This is a genomic window from Streptomyces sp. NPDC014676 (genome assembly GCF_043084105.1).
Lineage (GTDB): Bacteria > Actinomycetota > Actinomycetes > Streptomycetales > Streptomycetaceae > Streptomyces.
Genome location: NZ_JBIBZI010000003.1, coordinates 439,493 through 455,741, shown reverse-complemented (window position 1 = coordinate 455,741; position 16,249 = coordinate 439,493). Strand labels below are relative to the sequence as shown.

Here is a 16,249-nt window from a genome sequence, read left to right as displayed (position 1 = left end):
GTTATCTCAGATATGAGATGGCACCTCCTGGGGGGTTCATTCGGGTGATGTGGCGTCAGTGTCCCCTGGTGCGGCGGGTCTGGCGGGTCCGGCGCCATCCGAAAGGTCCGGGCAAATCCATCGATGTCGTACGTCGTCCCGTACTGCTGCGGGTGTGCCGGGGGCCGTTCCTGCCGCCGGTGGTGATGGACCACGACCGCTTGTTGATGTTCAGTCGTACTCCCGGAAGGATCCGAAAGCTCTTGCGAAACGTGAGCGGCATTCCTGTATCCCTTCCCGTCCCGAACTGACTTCGTCTCAGTCGGTTACCCCGTCCGGGCGCAAAGATGGCGCCGGGCCGTGGCGCGACGGAGGGTGGGGGTGGCGCACCGGGCCGGGCGCACCGGGTCCGGGCATGACCATTCGGCCCTTGTGTACTAGAGTTATCTCGACATCGAGATATCTGCCGAGGCGCACCGCAGCCGCCACCCTGGTAAGGGATGCCTAACTTAGCCTTACCTCAGCGGATAGGCCAGGGCGGCGTGGCGGCAGGATGCGGTGGTACGCGCACATCAATGAAGGAGACTGTCGTGTCGGCGAACAGCTTCGACGCCCGCAGCACGCTGCAGGTGGGCGACGAGTCGTACGAGATCTTCCGGCTGGACAAGGTCGAGGGCTCCGCGCGCCTTCCCTACAGCCTGAAGGTGCTGCTGGAGAACCTGCTCCGCACCGAGGACGGCGCCAACATCACCGCCGACCACATCCGCGCCCTGGGCGGCTGGGACTCCCAGGCCCAGCCGTCGCAGGAGATCCAGTTCACGCCGGCCCGCGTGATCATGCAGGACTTCACCGGCGTGCCCTGCGTCGTGGACCTCGCCACCATGCGTGAGGCCGTCAAGGAACTGGGCGGCGACCCGAACAAGATCAACCCGCTCTCCCCGGCCGAGATGGTCATCGACCACTCCGTCATCGCCGACAAGTTCGGCACCAACGACGCCTTCAAGCAGAACGTCGACCTGGAGTACGGCCGCAACCGCGAGCGCTACCAGTTCCTGCGCTGGGGCCAGACCGCCTTCGACGACTTCAAGGTCGTCCCGCCCGGCACCGGCATCGTCCACCAGGTGAACATCGAGCACCTGGCCCGTGTCGTCATGGTCCGTGACGGCAAGGCCTACCCCGACACCCTGGTCGGCACCGACTCGCACACCACCATGGTCAACGGCCTCGGCGTCCTCGGCTGGGGCGTCGGCGGCATCGAGGCCGAGGCCGCCATGCTCGGCCAGCCGGTCTCCATGCTGATCCCGCGCGTCGTCGGCTTCAAGCTCACCGGCGAGCTCACCCCCGGCACCACCGCCACCGACCTCGTGCTCACCATCACCGAGATGCTGCGCAAGCACGGTGTCGTCGGCAAGTTCGTCGAGTTCTACGGCGAGGGTGTGGCCGCCACCTCCCTCGCCAACCGCGCCACCATCGGCAACATGTCGCCGGAGTTCGGCTCCACCGCCGCGATCTTCCCGATCGACGACGAGACGCTGAACTACATGCGCCTGACCGGCCGCAGCGACCAGCAGGTCGCCCTGGTCGAGGCGTACGCCAAGGAGCAGGGCCTCTGGCTGGACCCGAAGGCCGAGCCGGACTTCTCCGAGAAGCTGGAGCTCGACCTCTCCACGGTCGTCCCCTCCATCGCCGGCCCGAAGCGCCCGCAGGACCGCATCGTCCTGGCGAACGCCGCCGAGCAGTTCAAGCAGGACGTCCGCAACTACGTCAACGACGAGTACGAGGCCAGCAAGGAGTCCTTCCCCGGCTCCGACGCCCCGTCCACCATCCCGAACGGTGCCCCGTCCAACCCGGTCCAGGTCACCGCCGCCGACGGCACGACCTACGAGCTGGACCACGGCGCGGTGACCGTCGCGGCCATCACCTCCTGCACCAACACCTCCAACCCGTACGTCATGGTCGCCGCCGCCCTGGTGGCCAAGAAGGCGGTGGAGAAGGGCCTGACCCGCAAGCCGTGGGTCAAGACCACCCTCGCCCCGGGCTCCAAGGTCGTCACCGACTACTTCGAGAAGGCGGGCCTCACCCCGTACCTCGACAAGGTCGGCTTCAACCTCGTCGGCTACGGCTGCACCACCTGCATCGGCAACTCCGGCCCGCTGCCGGAGGAGGTCTCCAAGGCGGTCAACGACCACGACCTCGCCGTCACCTCGGTGCTCTCCGGCAACCGCAACTTCGAGGGCCGGATCAACCCCGACGTCAAGATGAACTACCTGGCGTCCCCGCCGCTGGTCGTCGCCTACGCGATCGCCGGCTCCATGAAGGTGGACATCACCAAGGAGGCCCTCGGCACCGACACCGACGGCAACCCGGTCTACCTGAAGGACATCTGGCCCTCCGAGGCCGAGGTCAACGACGTCGTCGCCAACGCGATCGGCGAGGACATGTTCTCCAAGTCCTACGCCGACGTCTTCGCCGGTGACGCCCAGTGGCAGGCGCTGCCGATCCCGACCGGCGACACCTTCGAGTGGGACGCCGAGTCCACCTACGTCCGCAAGCCCCCGTACTTCGAGGGCATGGGCATGGAGCCGGCCCCGGTCGAGGACATCTCCGGCGCCCGCGTGCTGGCCAAGCTGGGCGACTCGGTCACCACCGACCACATCTCCCCGGCCGGTGCCATCAAGGCCGACACCCCGGCCGGCAAGTACCTCACGGAGCACGGCATCGAGCGCCGCGACTTCAACAGCTACGGCTCGCGCCGCGGCAACCACGAGGTCATGATCCGCGGCACGTTCGCCAACATCCGCCTGCGCAACCAGATCGCGCCGGGCACCGAGGGCGGCTACACCCGCGACTTCACCCAGGACGGCGGTCCGGTGTCGTTCATCTACGACGCCTCCCGCAACTACATCGAGCAGGGCATCCCGCTGGTCGTCCTGGCCGGCAAGGAGTACGGCTCCGGCTCGTCCCGCGACTGGGCCGCCAAGGGCACCGCGCTGCTCGGCGTCAAGGCCGTCATCGCCGAGTCCTACGAGCGCATCCACCGCTCGAACCTCATCGGCATGGGCGTCCTGCCGCTCCAGTTCCCGGAGGGCCAGACCGCGTCCTCCCTCGGCCTGACCGGCGAGGAGACCTTCTCCGTCTCCGGCGTCACCGAGCTGAACGAGGGCACCACCCCGCGCACGGTGAAGGTCACCACCGACACGGGCGTCGAGTTCGACGCGGTCGTCCGCATCGACACCCCCGGTGAGGCCGACTACTACCGCAACGGCGGCATCCTGCAGTACGTGCTGCGCAGCCTGATCCGCAAGTAAGCGGTCCGGCAGGGCAGTTGAGGGCCGTATCCCCGGCGTCGGGGATACGGCCCTCACCGTTGCCGCCGTTGTACGCTGAAGCCTCACCGGATGACGGGGGTGGCGGTGGACCGCACGGAACGCATGCGTCTTGTCCTGACCGGCGGTCGGGACGGCGACCAGGAAGAACTCGACGAGCTGACACTCCAGTTGCGCGAGCGGCTGCTCGAACTGGACGTCGAGGACGTCGAGACCGTCCGCTCCGGGGACGTTCCCGACGGGGCCAAGCCGGCCGACGCCATCGCCGTCGGCGCACTCGCCGTGACCCTCGCCCCCCTCGCGCTGCGCTCGGTGCTCGACCTGGTGCGGACCTGGATCGAGAACCGCCCGGTACGCACGGTCAGCGTCACCCTGGGCGACGACAGCCTGGAACTGGAGGCCGCCTCCTCCGCAGACCAGCGGCGGATCGTCGACGCCTTCCTCGCCGCACACGCTCCCGAGGCGGAACCGGCCGACGGCCAGGGTGAGTGAGGGACGTACGACCGTGTCCGCGGGACGCCACGCGCTGCTCGTCGCGACGGGCCTGTACGACAATGAGGCGCTGCGGCGGCTGAGATCGCCCGCCGGGGACGCCCGGGCGCTGGCGGAGGTGCTCGAGGACCCGGAGATCGGCGGCTTCGAGGTGAGCACGGTCGTCGACGGCAGCCATCGCGAAGTGACCCGGGCCATCGAGCACTTCTTCCTCGACCGCCGCCGGGACGACCTGCTCCTGCTGCACATCTCCTGCCACGGCCTCAAGAGCGACAGCGGCGAACTGCACTTCGCCGCCGGGGACACCGACCGGCGGCTGCTCGCCTCCACGTCCGTCCCCGCCCTCTTCGTGCACCAGCGGATGCGCGCCTGCCGGGCCCGGTCGATCGTCCTGCTCCTGGACTGCTGCTACAGCGGTGCCTTCCTGGCCGGGAGCAAGGGCGACACCACGGTCCACGTGAACGACGAACTGGCCGGACACGGCCGCGCGGTCCTCACCGCGACCAACCGCACCGAGTACGCCTGGGAAGGTGAGCGGATCACCGAACTGGGCCCGGAACCCTCGCGGTTCACCGGGGCCGTCGTCAGGGGCCTGCGCACCGGTGAGGCGGACGGCAACCAGGACGGCCTGATCGACGTGCACGAGCTGTACGACTACGTGTACGAGGAGCTGCGCTCCGCCGGGGCCGGGCAGAGCCCGCAGATGTGGGCCGAGCTGGAGCGGCGGGTGGTGGTGGCGCGGTCGGTCCCTCCCTCCGGTACGCGGTCCCGCCGGCGTGCCGAGGGAGGACCTCCCCGCCCCGGTTTCCCGGCACCACGCCCCGACGCCGGGCGCCGGGCGGAACGTCCCCGGAGCGCGCTCGCCCGGATGCTGCTGCTCACCGAGGTGATGTGCGGGCTGGCGTGCGTGGAGGACGCGCAGGGCCGTGCGCGGTTCGCGGCGGTGCTGAGGGAGCAGCTCGGCCGTCCGGTCGATGTCAGGGGTGTCCGTCTCCGCGAGGACGTGGCGAGCATGGTGCGGGCCGTGCTCGACGTCCCGGGCGGACAGCGTGTGCTGGCGGACGTGGTCCGGGTCTTCGAGGGGGACGAGGCGGCCGACGCGATCGAGCGGGCGGCCGCCACCGCCGGCTGACGACGGCACAAGTCTTCCTGTGGCAACCGTTTACAACGGCGTCACCCCGCGCTACCTTCCCTTCACGGTGAGGTGGGAGCGCTCCCACACTCAGGCGGACCGGAACCCGCCGTCGGGACACTCCCGCCTCGCCCTCTCCCCGCACCCCCGCATGCTCCGTCAACCCCACCGTCGGAACAGGTGTGTCATGACCGAAACAAGACCGGGGAGCGAGGCGGCTCCCCGATCAGCGCTCCCCGCCCGCACCCGGGCCCTCTTCCTCGTCCTGGTCTCCCTGCTCGCCACCGTCCCGGCCGTAGGCCTGGTCGTGACGGCGGGCGGTGCGAACGCCGACCAGGGCGTGACGGTCCACCACGGCTCCCTCGATCCGGGGGAGAGCGCGCTGTTCGGCCAGGTGCTCTCCGGCCCGGGCGGTGACAGGACGCCGGCCCTGCCCTGCCGGACCGGCTGAACCGTCCCGCGGGCGGCCCCGACGGCGTGTCCGGCCGTCATCGGTGCCGCCCGCGCACCCCGTCAGTCACCCGACAGCGAGGCGAGCCAATCCAGTTGGCGCCGTACATGCACCGCGTCCCCGCCCTCGTGCCCGTTGAAGGGATAGGCGTGGAGCACCTTGGCCGGGTCCCCGCCCGTGCGTTCCGCGTACCGGTTGAACGCCGCGTACGCCCCGCTCGGCGGGCAGACCGTGTCGCGCAGCCCGACCCCGAAGTGGGCCGGGGCGTGCGCGCGCCGGGCGAAGGACACGCCCTCGACGTAGGAGAGGGTGCGGTGGGCGGCCTCCTCGGTGCCCCGGTGCACCGCGAGATAGGCGGTGATCTCGCCGTACGGGGGCACGTCGGTGAGGTCCAGGGCGCGGCGGATGCCGCACAGCAGCGGGGCGGTGACCAGGAGCGCCGCCAGATCCGGGACGAGGCCCGCCACGGCCAGCGCGAGTCCTCCCCCCTGGCTGTTGCCCACGGCCGCGACGCGGCCGGCGTCCACCCCGGGCAGCGCGCGTACGGCGGCAACCCCGTCCACCTGGACGGCCTCACCGCCGACGCCCGCCTGGTCTTCGAGATCGTGCGGCCGCGCGGCGCCGAACCGGTCGGCACGTACGGCGCCGACTTCTACGCCGGAACCCCGGCCGTCACCCGCCACCGCGTCGGCGGGGGCGAGGCGTGGTACGTCGCCACGGCCCTCGACCAGCCGGGCGTCGACCACGTGGTCCGCCGGATCCTCGACCGCCACGGCCTCGTCGGCCCCTACGCCGGCCACCCCGCCGTCGAGACCGCGGCCCGCGTCGCCCCCGACGGCACCCGCCTGCTCTTCCTCCTCAACCACGCACCGGAGCCCGCCCGCCTGACGGCCCACGCCCCCGCCACCGACCTGCTCACCGGCGAACACACCGAGCGGGACAGGCCGTTCACCCTCGGCCCGCTCGGCGTGGCGGTCCTGCGCCTTCAGTGAATGGTCCGCCCCCGCCCGTCCGGCACCCCGGACTTGCGCAGGAAGTAGCTGTTGACCTGGTCGCGCCACTCACGGGCGCTGCGGAGCTGCTCCTCGAACCGCTCGGTCACGCGCGCGTGCCGGGCCGGTTCCACCAGGTCGGCGAGGCCCGCCCACACCCGGCGGGCCTCCTCGGCCTCCTCCACACCCTCGAAGTGCGTGTCGTAGATGTGCTGGATCACCGTCCTGCCACTGTGCAGCACATGCCCGTACGGCACATGGTGGAAGAACAGCAGCAGCTCGTCGGGGCAGGTCTCCGGCGACTCGTACACCTCGGCCCACGGCTTGGCGTACTGACCGGCGTACCCGGTGCCGGTCGCCGTGCTGCGGTCCACGCCGACGCCGTCACGGTCGGCGAAGTGGTAGGTGCCCCAGGGACTGTACTCGTAGCCGTCCACGCTCGGCCCGTAGTGGTGCCCCGGCTGCACCATGAAGCCCACGCCGAGCGGCGCGGTGTACTTCTCGTACGTCGTCCAGGAGCCGTCGAGCACCGCGTGCAGCCCGTCGGCCAGCCGCTCCTCCGCCCCCGGGTGGGTCAGCGCGATCCACTCGTCGAGGACCGCCCGTGGATCCGCCGCCGGGTCCCAGGCGAGGCGCCCGAAGGTGTAGAGGTTGGCCTGGGCGAGGGGATGACCGGTCCAGAACGGGTCGTCGCCGGCGTTCGACACGGCCACCAGCCCGTCCGCCAGCCGCCCGGCGCTCACCTCGCCGTCCGGCCGGAACCGCAGCACCTCGCTCCACATCGGACCCAGCCAGCACACGTGCCGCTGCTGCCCGGTGTACTCCTGCGTGACCTGGAGCTCCACCGCGAGCCGTGTGCCCGGCATGGCGCCGATCAGCGGGGAGACCGGCTCGCGCACCTGGAAGTCCATCGGCCCGTGCTTGACCTGGAGCACCGCGTTCGCCGCGAACCGGCCGTCCAGCGGGGTGAAATGGTCGTACGCGGCCCGCGCCCGGTCGGTGCTCCGGTCCCGCCAGTCCTGGTGGTGGTCGTAGACGAAGGCCCGCCAGTGCACCGTGCCGCCGTACGGCTCGAGGGCGGCGGCCAGCATGTTCGCGCCGTCGGCGTGCGAGCGGCCGTAGGCGAACGGGCCGGGCTGCCCCTCCGAGTCGGCCTTCACGACGTACCCGCCGAAGTCGCCGATCTCCTCGTACACCCGCCGGGTCGCCTCCGCCCACCAGCCGCGCACCGCCTCGTCCAGCGGATCGGCGGTGGGCAGCCCGCCCAGCACCATCGGCGCGGCGAAGGTGACCGACAGATGGGTGCGGATGCCGTACGGACGCAACACGTCGGCGATCGCCGCCACTTCACCGATCCGGTCGGTGAGCAGACGCGCCTCGGCGGCGTGCACGTTGACGTTGTTGACGGCGACGGCGTTGATCCCGCAGGCCGCGAGCAGCCTGCCGTACGCCCGCACCCGGCCGGCGTCCCCGCGCGCCCGGCCGTCGGCCCAGAACAGCGAACCGCCCGCGTAGCCGCGTTCGACCTGGCCCATGACCGGGTGCACGGCCACGTTGTCCCAGTGGTCCAGCATGCGTGAGGCGTACGCCGGACGGTGCTCCTCGCGGGCCCGTTCACCGGCGAAGGCGTCCTCTCCGAGCCGTACGACGTGGAACAGGCCGTACAGCAGACCGCGTCCGGCGGACGCGGTGACGGTCGTGACGCCGTCCCGGCGCGTCAGCGCGAAGCCCTCGTCACCGAGCCCGTCGGCCGATTCGAGCACCAACTCGGCGTCCTCGCCACCGTCCCGTACGACCCGCTCGCCGAACCGCTCACAGGCGTCGGCCAGTTCGCCGTACACCGTCTCCGCCAGAGGCCCGGCGCCGGCGGCGCGTATCAGCGAACGCCGGCTGCCGACCGCCCGGAACGCCTCCACCGGCAGCCAGGCCGCGTCGAAATCCCCCGAGTGGGTCATGTCGGTGCTCTCCCTTGCCGTGGAAGCGCCGTCCCCGGAGGGCACCGGGGCGGCCCCCATTCTGGTGCACCGGGGACGGGAGAGGTACCTGTCGGCCTGCGGAAAACCATGGAGAAGGCGGGCCCGGGCGACGCCCGGACCCGCCCTGTGAGCGGCAGTCGGCTCAGCTCAGCAGTTCCACCTCCGCCAGCGTCGCCTCACCGGTCAGCACCAGCCGGTAGTGGCCGTACGCCTTCGGCTCGCCGACCGAGAAGGCGCGGGTCTGGCGGTCCCAGCGGAACGACTCGCCGGCCCGCTCGTCGAGGTCCGTCCACGTCGTGCCGTCGGCCGATCCCTGGAGCACCCAGCCCGTGGGCGCCTTGGTGCGGTCCGAGGAGGTCAGCGTGTACTGCACCGCCTCGGTGTCCTTGGTGACGGGCAGCTCCACGGTGGAGACCGTGGCGCCGGTCGCCGACGTGTCGTCGAACAGGGCGCCCTCACCCTTCAGCGCGTCCTTGCGGGGCGCCGGCACCTCGTCGTCCTTCGTGATCGACACGGGCGCCGCGTTCTCGCCGGTGCCCCACGACGACGGACGCGAGCCCATGTCGAACTCCAGGACCCCGCCCTTCGAGATCACCGAGTGCGGCAGCGAAGTGGAGTTCCAGCGCTTGCCGTTGACCTTCAGGCCCTGCACGTAGACGTTCTTCGCGCTGTTCCTCGGCGCCTTGACGACCAGCTCGCGGCCGTTCTCCAGGTGCACGGTGACCTTCTTGAACAGCGGGGAGCCGATGGCGTACTCGCCGCTGCCCATGACCAGCGGGTAGAAGCCGAGCGAGGAGAAGAGGTACCAGGCCGACTGCTCGCCGTTGTCCTCGTCGCCGTGGTAGCCCTGGCCGATCTCGCTGCCGGTGTACAGGCGGGACAGCACCTCGCGCACGTTCTTCTGGGTCTTCCAGGGCTGCCCGGCCGCGTCGTACATGTACAGGGCGTGGTGGGCGACCTGGTTGGAGTGGCCGTACATGCCCATCCGGACGTCCCGCGCCTCGGTCATCTCGTGGATGACACCGCCGTAGGAGCCGACGAACTCCGCGGAGGCCGTCTCGGGGGTGGAGAGGTACTCGTCGAGCTTGTCGCCGAGGCCGTCCCGGCCGCCGTACAGGTTGGCCAGGCCGCGGCTGTCCTGCGGGGCGGTGAAGGCGTAGCCCCAGCCGTTGGTCTCGGTGTAGTCGTGGCCCCACACGCGCGGGTCGTACTTGGAGGACTCGACCCGCCAGTCACCCTTGGCGTTCCTGCCCTGGAAGAAGCCGGCCTCGGAGTCGAACATGTTGACGTAGTCCTGGGCGCGGTTGAGGAAGTACGCGGACTCCTCCTTGTAGCGCTTCTCGCCCGTCTTCTTGTAGAGGGCCTCGCCCATCTTGGCGATGCCGTAGTCGTTGAGGTAGCCCTCCAGCGCCCACGACAGGCCCTCGTGGGTGTCGGTGCTGGTGTAGCCGAGGAACGGCGAGGTGGCCATGCCCTTGCGGCCCACACCGGAGGACGGCGGTACGACGGTGGCGTTCTTCACCGCCGCGTCGTACGCGGCCTCCGCGTCGAAGTCGACGCCCTTGACGTACGCGTCGGCGAACGCGACGTCCGAGGAGGTGCCGGTCATCAGGTCGGCGTAGCCGGGGGAGGACCAGCGGGAGGTCCAGCCGCCGTCCTTGTAGTGCTGCACGAACCCGTCGACCAGCTCACCGGCCTTGGACGGGGTCAGGAAGGAGTACGCCGGCCAGGTGGTCCGGTAGGTGTCCCAGAAGCCGTTGTTGACGTACACCTTGCCGTCGACGATCTTCGCGCCGGTGTGCGTCGGGGTGTCGGCCTTCTCCATCTTCGAGAAGGGGGAGGCGTACTTGTACGTCCCGTCGACCTTCTCGTGGCCCGCGTTCGGGTACAGGTACAGCCGGTAGAGGCTGGAGTAGAGCGTGGTCAGCTGGTCCGGCGTGGCGCCCTCGACCTCGACCTTGCCGAGGATCCTGTCCCACTGCTTCCGGGCGTCGCGCTTGACCTTGTCGAAGGAGGCGCGCTTGCCGATCTCCTGGCGCAGGTTGTCCTTCGCCTGGTCCACGCTGATCAGCGAGGTGGCCAGGCGCAGGGTGACCGTGCGGTCCTTGCCCGCGTCGAAGCGCAGATAGCCCTTGACGCCACTGGCGTCGCCCTCGACGACCTTCTTGTCGAACTCGCCGTAGACGAACAGCCGGGTCGCGCCCGTCGACAGCCCGGACTTGACGTCCGAGTAGCCGGTGAAGGTGCCGTTCTCCTCGTCGAGGGTCAGGCCGGCCTGGTCGGTGACGTTGTCGAACAGCACGCTCGCGTCGTCGCCGGGGAAGGTGAAGCGCATCGCCGCCGCGTGGTCGGTCGGCGCCAGTTCGGCCTTCAGGCCGTTCTCGAACCGCACCCCGTAGTAGTACGGCCGGGCGGTCTCGTTCTCGTGCCGGAACGCCAGTTCGCGCTCCTCACGGCCGGTGTCCGGGGTGCCGGAGGCGGCCGACGGCATCACCTGGAAGGTCTGCCGGTCGCCCATCCAGGGGCTCGGCTCGTGGCTCGCGCTGAACGCCTGGATCGTCGGCAGGTTGTCCGCGTTGTTGCCGCGCGCGTAGTCGTACAGCCAGCTCAGCGAACCGGCGTTGGTGACCGGGGTCCAGAAGTTGAAGCCGTGCGGCACGGCCGTCGCGGGGAAGTTGTTGCCGCGCGAGAAGCCGCCGCTGGAGTTGGTGCCCCGGGTCGTCACCGCGTAGTCGGAGAGATGGGCCTTCGGCCGCTCGGGCTCGACCTGCTTCAGCGTCACGTCGTCCAGCCAGCCGCGGAACTTGGTCTCGCCCTTGGGGGAGTCGTACGCCACCAGGATCCGGTCGACGGTCTTGCCGGCGGCCACCGAGCCGATCCGGGAGGCCACGTTGTTCCACTGGTTGACGTAGAGGATCTTCGACGCGCCCTGCCCCTGCGGGGTGAGCGGGAAGCCGTGCTGGTCGGTGGCGCGCAGGTCGCTCAGATAGGTGCCGTCGGTGAAGGCGAGGTCGACGGAGACGTTGGTGGAGTCGTAGTCGAGGTCGCCGTCCGCCATGGAGGGGAAGACGCGGTACGACAGTTCGGTGTTCCGGTCGACCTTCGTGTTGACGTCGAACACCTTGTTGTACGAGTACGCCCGCCCGTCGGCGGTGTGCCGGCCGGCGTAGCGCAGGGCGCGCTTCCCGGTGAACCCGGCGCCCGCCTTGGCCGTCGGCGAGCCGGACGGGCCGCGGTCGACCAGCGAGAGCATGTCCTGCGGGATCGGCGCCTCGTCGTCACCGGTGGAGAACTGGACGTCGGCGAGCTGGACTATGCCGCCGCTGCCGTTCTTGGTGATCTCCAGCCGGAAGTGCCGGTACTCGGCGACGGCGGAGGCGTCGATGTCGTAGAGCTTGGTCTGGAAGCGTTCCGCGAACGTCTCGCCCGAGCGGGTGTCGAGGGTCTTCCAGTCCTCGCCGTCGGTGGAGCCCTTGAGGGTCCAGTCCCTCGGGTCCCGCTCGGCGGCGTCGTTGGCGGAGGTGAGCGCGTAACGGACCGCCTTGACGGGGGCGTCCAGGTCGAACTCCACCCAGCCGGTGGACTCGAAGGCCAGCCACTTGCTGCTCGGCTCGCCGTCGACGAGGTTCTCCTTCACCTCCCCGCCGCCGGTGTTCTCCGCGCTGGCGCGGACGTCCGTGACGTGGTCGGTGACATTGCCCGGAATGCCCGAACTGTAACCGCCGTTCACGCCCGAGGCGCGCTTCTCGCCGCCCCGCGTGGTGTCGACGGTGTTCTGCCAGTCCGGGGCGGGCTCCCCGGCCTCGAACGACGACGCGAACTCGCGGTCCGCCTTCGGCGGCGCCTGGGGCAGCGCCACCGCGACGCCCTGTGAGCCCGCGGCCAAGGCGAAGGCGGTCGCCGTGACGACCGCCGACCCCCATCTGTGCCGAACCCTGTTGTGCATGAGTGAGGACCCTCCCTGCGCCGGACAACGTTGTCAATGAGATGCGCAAGGTCTAGTAGTGGGTCAAGTGGCCCGTGGTGTCAAGGGGGTTGAATGCGGCATTCCAGTCCAACGGCAATAATTCCTCCGTGGAGGAACGTGCCGGAGGGGGATATTTCCGTGAGGTCTCAACTCGGAAAAGACCAGAGGCGAACCTTGCATTCGATCTTGCTCCGTTGACGGGAAGTGGACTATACCTGTCGGCACTCCGGGGCATCTTCACCGCACCCGATCCTGTACGGCCGCACTTCCTGCACGACCCAGCTTGACCAGAACGCGGTGCCGGGGAGGATCCGGTTCACCGCCTGAGTCCTGGAGAAGGCGAGGACTTGAGCATGGGATCCACTTCCGCCGAGAACAGCGGCACCGGTTCCACCGGGAACGCCGGCGACGGTTTCGCGCAGAACACCGGCAACGGTGAGAACAGCACGTCCGGCGTGGGGCGCCGCGCACTGATCAAGCGGTCCGCCGCGCTCGGCCTGGTTTCCGTACCGGCGATGAGCTTCCTGTCCGCGTGTGCCAGCGGAGGCGGGGACGACAACTCCGGTGAGAACAAAGGCGAGACGTCCGCATCCAACCCGTTCGGTGTCAAGGAAGGCAGCAAACTCGACGTCGTCATCTTCAAGGGCGGTTACGGCGACGACTACGCCAAGGCGTGGGAGGCCGCGTTCAAGAAGGAGTGGGGCGTCACCTCCGTCCACACCGGAACGCAGGAGATCACGGGCAAGCTCCAGCCCCGCTTCAACGCCGGGAACCCGCCGGACATCGTCGACGACTCCGGCAACCAGCAGATCCCGATCGACGTGCTCGCCAAGAACGGTCAGCTCCTCGACCTCGCCGAGGTGCTGGACGCCCCCTCGGTCGACGACCCGGGCAAGAAGGTCCGCGACACCCTGATTCCCGGCACGCTCGACGCCGGAATGCAGGAGGGCAAGGTCGTCGCCCTCAACTACATCTACACCGTGTGGGGTCTGTGGTACTCCGGCAAGCTCTTCCAGGAGAAGGGCTGGGAGGCGCCCAAGACCTGGGACGACTTCCTCGCCGTCTGCAAGGACGCCAAGGCCCAGGGCATCGGCGGCCTCGCCCACCAGGGCAAGTACCCGTACTACATCAACGTCGCCATCATGGACCTGATCGCCAAGAAGGGCGGCCTGGACGCCATGAAGGCGATCGACAACCTCGAACCCGACGCGTTCGCCGGCTCCGACGCCGCGCAGGAGGCCGTCGAGGCCGTCTACGAGGTCGTGGAGAAGGGCTACCTGATGCCCGGGACCAACGGCCTGACCCACACCGAGTCGCAGACCCGCTGGAACCAGTACAAGGCCGCCTTCATCACCAGCGGTTCCTGGCTCGAGAACGAGCAGCTCAAGACGACACCGGAGGACTTCGACATGAAGTTCCTGCCGATGCCGCTGCTGCCGGACAGTGCGCTGCCGTTCGAGGCGATCCGGGCCGGCTCCGGTGAGCCCTTCATCATCCCGTCCAAGGCCGGCAACCTCCCCGCCGCCAAGGAGTTCATGCGCAGGATGCTCTCCAAGGAATGGTCGACCCTGTTCGCCAAGGAGGCGAACTCGCTGACCATCCTCAAGGACGGCGTCGACCCGGACGTCCGGCTCCGGCCGGGCACCCAGTCCACGGTCGAGGCCTCCCGGGCGGCCGGCGACAACACCTTCCGTTACCTGTACACCGAGTGGTACAGCGAGATGAACGCCGCCATCGAGAACGCCTCCAACGAGCTGATGGCCAAGCGCATCCAGCCCAAGGAGTGGCTCAAGCGGGCCCAGGCCGCGGTCGACAAGCAGGCCAAGGACCCGGACTCGAAGAAGAACCACCGCGACTGATCTCGCTCGACCGACCGCGTTCCGGGCCGGGGCGGCCCCGGCCCGGAACGGCCGCACCCAGGGGCAGGAACGCCATGCGCAAAGGGCAGCACCGGTTCGTCGCGGGATTCCTCTTCTTTCCCGTGGCGCTCTATCTGATCTTCGTGATCTGGCCGTACATCCAGACGTTCGGTTATTCACTGACCGACTGGAAGGGCCAGTCGCAGACCTTCGGCTTCGTCGGCCTCGACAACTACACGGCGTTGTTCAAGGACGACATCTTCATGGGTGCCATCTGGCACAACATCCTGTTCCTGGTGTTCATCCCGGTGATCACCATTCTGCTCGCGCTGTTCTTCGCCTTCATGCTGAACGCGGGCGGACGCGGACGTTCCGGAGGGGTCTCGGGAGTCGCCGGGTCTAAGTACTACCGGGTCGTTTATTTCTTCCCGCAGGTGCTGTCCCTGGCCATCATGGCGGTGCTCTTCGGAGCGGTGTACCGCAGTGACGGCGGCGGAATGCTCAACGGCGTCCTGATCGAACTCGGGCTCGTCGACAAGAACAACCCGGTGGAATGGCTCAACGAGCCGGACTTCGTGCTCTGGGCGCTCATCGCGGTGGTCGTCTGGCACGGCGTCGGCTTCTACCTGGTGCTGTTCTCCGCCGCCATGCAGTCCATTCCGAGGGACATCTACGAGGCCGCGCTGATCGACGGCGCCGGCCGCGCCCAGTCCTTCTTCCGCATCACGCTGCCGCTGCTGTGGGACTCCGTGCAGACCGCCTGGGTCTACCTCGGCATCGCGGCGATGGACATGTTCATCCTGGTCTCCACCATGACCTCCGGCCGGGGCTACGGCGGCGGCCCCGACCACGCCAGCGAGGTCATGTCGACCGTGATGATGCGGAACTTCCTCGTGTACGGCCGCAGCGGCTACGCCTGCGCCATGGGCGTGGTCATGCTGCTCCTCACCCTGATCGTGTCCGTGGTCATGCTGCGCGCCACCCGTCGCGAGCGCATCGAGTTCTGAGGCGGAGTAACGACGATGAGCGCACCCCTCAAGGAAACCGCCCCCACCGGGGGCCCCACCCCGCCCCCGCCGCCGGTGACCAAGGGCACCGTCCGTCCCGGCGACCGGCGCGGCGAAGGCGTCGTACTGAACGTCTTCTCGCACGGCTTCCTCGCCGTGTGGGCGGTGCTGATCGTGCTGCCGCTGCTGTGGCTGGTGCTCAGCTCCTTCAAGACCGACACGCAGATCGGCGGCTCCGCCTTCGGGTGGCCGCGGAACTGGGACCTGGACGTGTTCTCCCGCGCCTGGGAGAAGGGCATCGGCGACTACTTCACCAGCACCGTCATCGTCCTCGTCATGTCCGTGCCGCTGACGATGCTGCTCGGTTCCATGGCGGCCTATGTGCTGGCCCGCTACGAGTTCCGGGGCAACCGCCTGCTGTACTACTTCTTCGTCGCGGGCGCCATGTTCCCCGTCTTCCTCGCCCTGGTGCCGCTGTTCTTCATGGTCAAACGGCTCGACATGCTGAACACCTACCACGGCCTGGCCCTGGTGTACGTTGCCTACTCGATGCCGTTCACGGTGTTCTTCCTGCACGCCTTCTTCCGGACCCTGCCCACGGCGGTCTTCGAGGCGGCGGTCCTCGACGGCGCCTCGCACACCCGGACCTTCTTCCAGGTGATGCTGCCGATGGCCAAGCCCGGTCTGCTGAGCGTCGGCATCTTCAACACGCTGGGCCAGTGGAACCAGTACATCCTGCCGACGGTGCTGATGCAGCCGCAGAGCGGCGACGATCCGGAACGCTATGTGCTGACCCAGGGGCTGATCCAGCTCCAGCAGCAGCAGGGCTACGCCTCGGACCTTCCCGTGCTCTTCGCGGGCGTGACGATCGCCATGGTGCCCATGCTGGTGGTCTACCTCTCCTTCCAGCGCCAGGTGCAGGCGGGTCTCACCTCCGCCACCCTGAAGTAACGCACTGGCACAGCCTTGAAGTGACGCACCGGAACGCCTCGCACACGCGCCGCTCCCGCCCCTGGGAGCGGCGCGTGTGCCTGTGTCCGTGCACCCGGAAACGGTTCAACCTCTTGA

Annotated in this window: 10 protein-coding genes and 2 pseudogenes; 8 read left to right on the top strand and 4 right to left on the bottom strand. The window is 69.2% G+C overall.

Going from position 1 to position 16,249, the window contains the following annotated elements; all coding sequences use genetic code 11:
• Positions 1–55 precede the first annotated feature (55 nt).
• On the bottom strand, positions 56–262 hold the full coding sequence (locus ACF1DX_RS10765) for a DUF4236 domain-containing protein (protein WP_391790839.1): 207 nt from the start codon (positions 260–262) through the stop codon (positions 56–58).
• A gap of 307 nt (positions 263–569) precedes the next feature.
• Here ACF1DX_RS10765 and acnA point away from each other — a divergent pair, with 307 nt between their 5' ends.
• The 4 genes from acnA (at position 570) to ACF1DX_RS10745 (ending at position 5,380) form a co-directional block, all read left to right on the top strand.
• Positions 570–3,287, top strand: coding sequence for an aconitate hydratase AcnA (gene acnA / locus ACF1DX_RS10760; RefSeq protein ID WP_391790838.1), 2,718 nt, complete (start codon positions 570–572; stop codon positions 3,285–3,287).
• Positions 3,288–3,377: 90 nt separating this feature from the next.
• A complete protein-coding gene (locus tag ACF1DX_RS10755; RefSeq protein WP_234328090.1) occupies positions 3,378–3,797 on the top strand; it encodes a hypothetical protein in 420 nt (139 codons plus the stop codon).
• 13 nt (positions 3,798–3,810) lie between these two features.
• Positions 3,811–4,929: a hypothetical protein gene (locus ACF1DX_RS10750; protein WP_391790837.1), complete on the top strand. Its 1,119-nt coding sequence runs from the start codon at positions 3,811–3,813 to the stop codon at positions 4,927–4,929.
• Positions 4,930–5,116: 187 nt separating this feature from the next.
• Positions 5,117–5,380, top strand: a complete 264-nt coding sequence (locus tag ACF1DX_RS10745; protein ID WP_391790836.1) for a hypothetical protein — start codon at positions 5,117–5,119, stop codon at positions 5,378–5,380.
• Positions 5,381–5,442: 62 nt separating this feature from the next.
• Here the strand turns inward: ACF1DX_RS10745 and ACF1DX_RS10740 are convergent.
• Positions 5,443–5,943 (bottom strand): annotated as a pseudogene (locus tag ACF1DX_RS10740) (acetylxylan esterase); the annotation flags it as partial.
• Between the two features lie 9 nt (positions 5,944–5,952).
• Here ACF1DX_RS10740 and ACF1DX_RS10735 point away from each other — a divergent pair.
• A pseudogene (locus ACF1DX_RS10735) lies at positions 5,953–6,372 on the top strand (beta-galactosidase trimerization domain-containing protein); the annotation flags it as partial.
• On the opposite strand, the gene ACF1DX_RS10730 reads toward ACF1DX_RS10735, so the two are convergent.
• Both ACF1DX_RS10730 and ACF1DX_RS10725 read right to left on the bottom strand, forming a co-directional pair.
• Positions 6,366–8,327 (bottom strand): alpha-glucuronidase, encoded by a 1,962-nt coding sequence (locus tag ACF1DX_RS10730; protein WP_391790835.1) that lies wholly within the window; start codon positions 8,325–8,327, stop codon positions 6,366–6,368. The pseudogene ACF1DX_RS10735 and the gene ACF1DX_RS10730 sit on opposite strands and share 7 nt — an antisense overlap.
• Before the next feature lie 163 nt (positions 8,328–8,490).
• Entirely contained in the window at positions 8,491–12,294 is a 3,804-nt protein-coding gene (locus tag ACF1DX_RS10725; RefSeq protein ID WP_391790834.1) for a GH92 family glycosyl hydrolase, read from the bottom strand.
• A gap of 374 nt (positions 12,295–12,668) precedes the next feature.
• On the opposite strand from ACF1DX_RS10725, the gene ngcE reads away from it, so the two are divergent.
• The 3 genes from ngcE to ACF1DX_RS10710 all read left to right on the top strand — a co-directional run bounded on the left by ngcE (position 12,669) and on the right by ACF1DX_RS10710 (position 16,132).
• Complete coding sequence (gene ngcE, locus ACF1DX_RS10720) at positions 12,669–14,174, top strand: N-acetylglucosamine/diacetylchitobiose ABC transporter substrate-binding protein (protein WP_391790833.1); 1,506 nt, start codon at positions 12,669–12,671, stop codon at positions 14,172–14,174.
• Positions 14,175–14,248: 74 nt separating this feature from the next.
• Positions 14,249–15,181, top strand: a complete 933-nt coding sequence (locus ACF1DX_RS10715) for a carbohydrate ABC transporter permease (protein WP_391790832.1) — start codon at positions 14,249–14,251, stop codon at positions 15,179–15,181.
• A 15-nt stretch (positions 15,182–15,196) separates the two neighbouring features.
• The gene (locus tag ACF1DX_RS10710; protein ID WP_391790831.1) at positions 15,197–16,132 is read left to right on the top strand and encodes a carbohydrate ABC transporter permease; all 936 of its coding nucleotides are present in this window, start codon (positions 15,197–15,199) and stop codon (positions 16,130–16,132) included.
• Positions 16,133–16,249: the final 117 nt, after the last annotated feature.

Bases quoted from the DNA above. Each gene is read 5' to 3' on its own strand.
- ACF1DX_RS10725 (WP_391790834.1), bottom strand. From the start codon at position 12,294: ATGCACAACAGGGTTCGGCACAGATGGGGGTCGGCGGTCGTCACGGCG.
- ACF1DX_RS10730 (WP_391790835.1), bottom strand. From the start codon at position 8,327: ATGACCCACTCGGGGGATTTCGACGCGGCCTGGCTGCCGGTGGAGGCG.
- ACF1DX_RS10765 (WP_391790839.1), bottom strand. From the start codon at position 262: ATGCCGCTCACGTTTCGCAAGAGCTTTCGGATCCTTCCGGGAGTACGA.
- ACF1DX_RS10755 (WP_234328090.1), top strand. From the start codon at position 3,378: ATGACGGGGGTGGCGGTGGACCGCACGGAACGCATGCGTCTTGTCCTG.
- ACF1DX_RS10715 (WP_391790832.1), top strand. From the start codon at position 14,249: ATGCGCAAAGGGCAGCACCGGTTCGTCGCGGGATTCCTCTTCTTTCCC.
- ACF1DX_RS10710 (WP_391790831.1), top strand. From the start codon at position 15,197: ATGAGCGCACCCCTCAAGGAAACCGCCCCCACCGGGGGCCCCACCCCG.
- ACF1DX_RS10745 (WP_391790836.1), top strand. From the start codon at position 5,117: ATGACCGAAACAAGACCGGGGAGCGAGGCGGCTCCCCGATCAGCGCTC.
- ngcE (WP_391790833.1), top strand. From the start codon at position 12,669: ATGGGATCCACTTCCGCCGAGAACAGCGGCACCGGTTCCACCGGGAAC.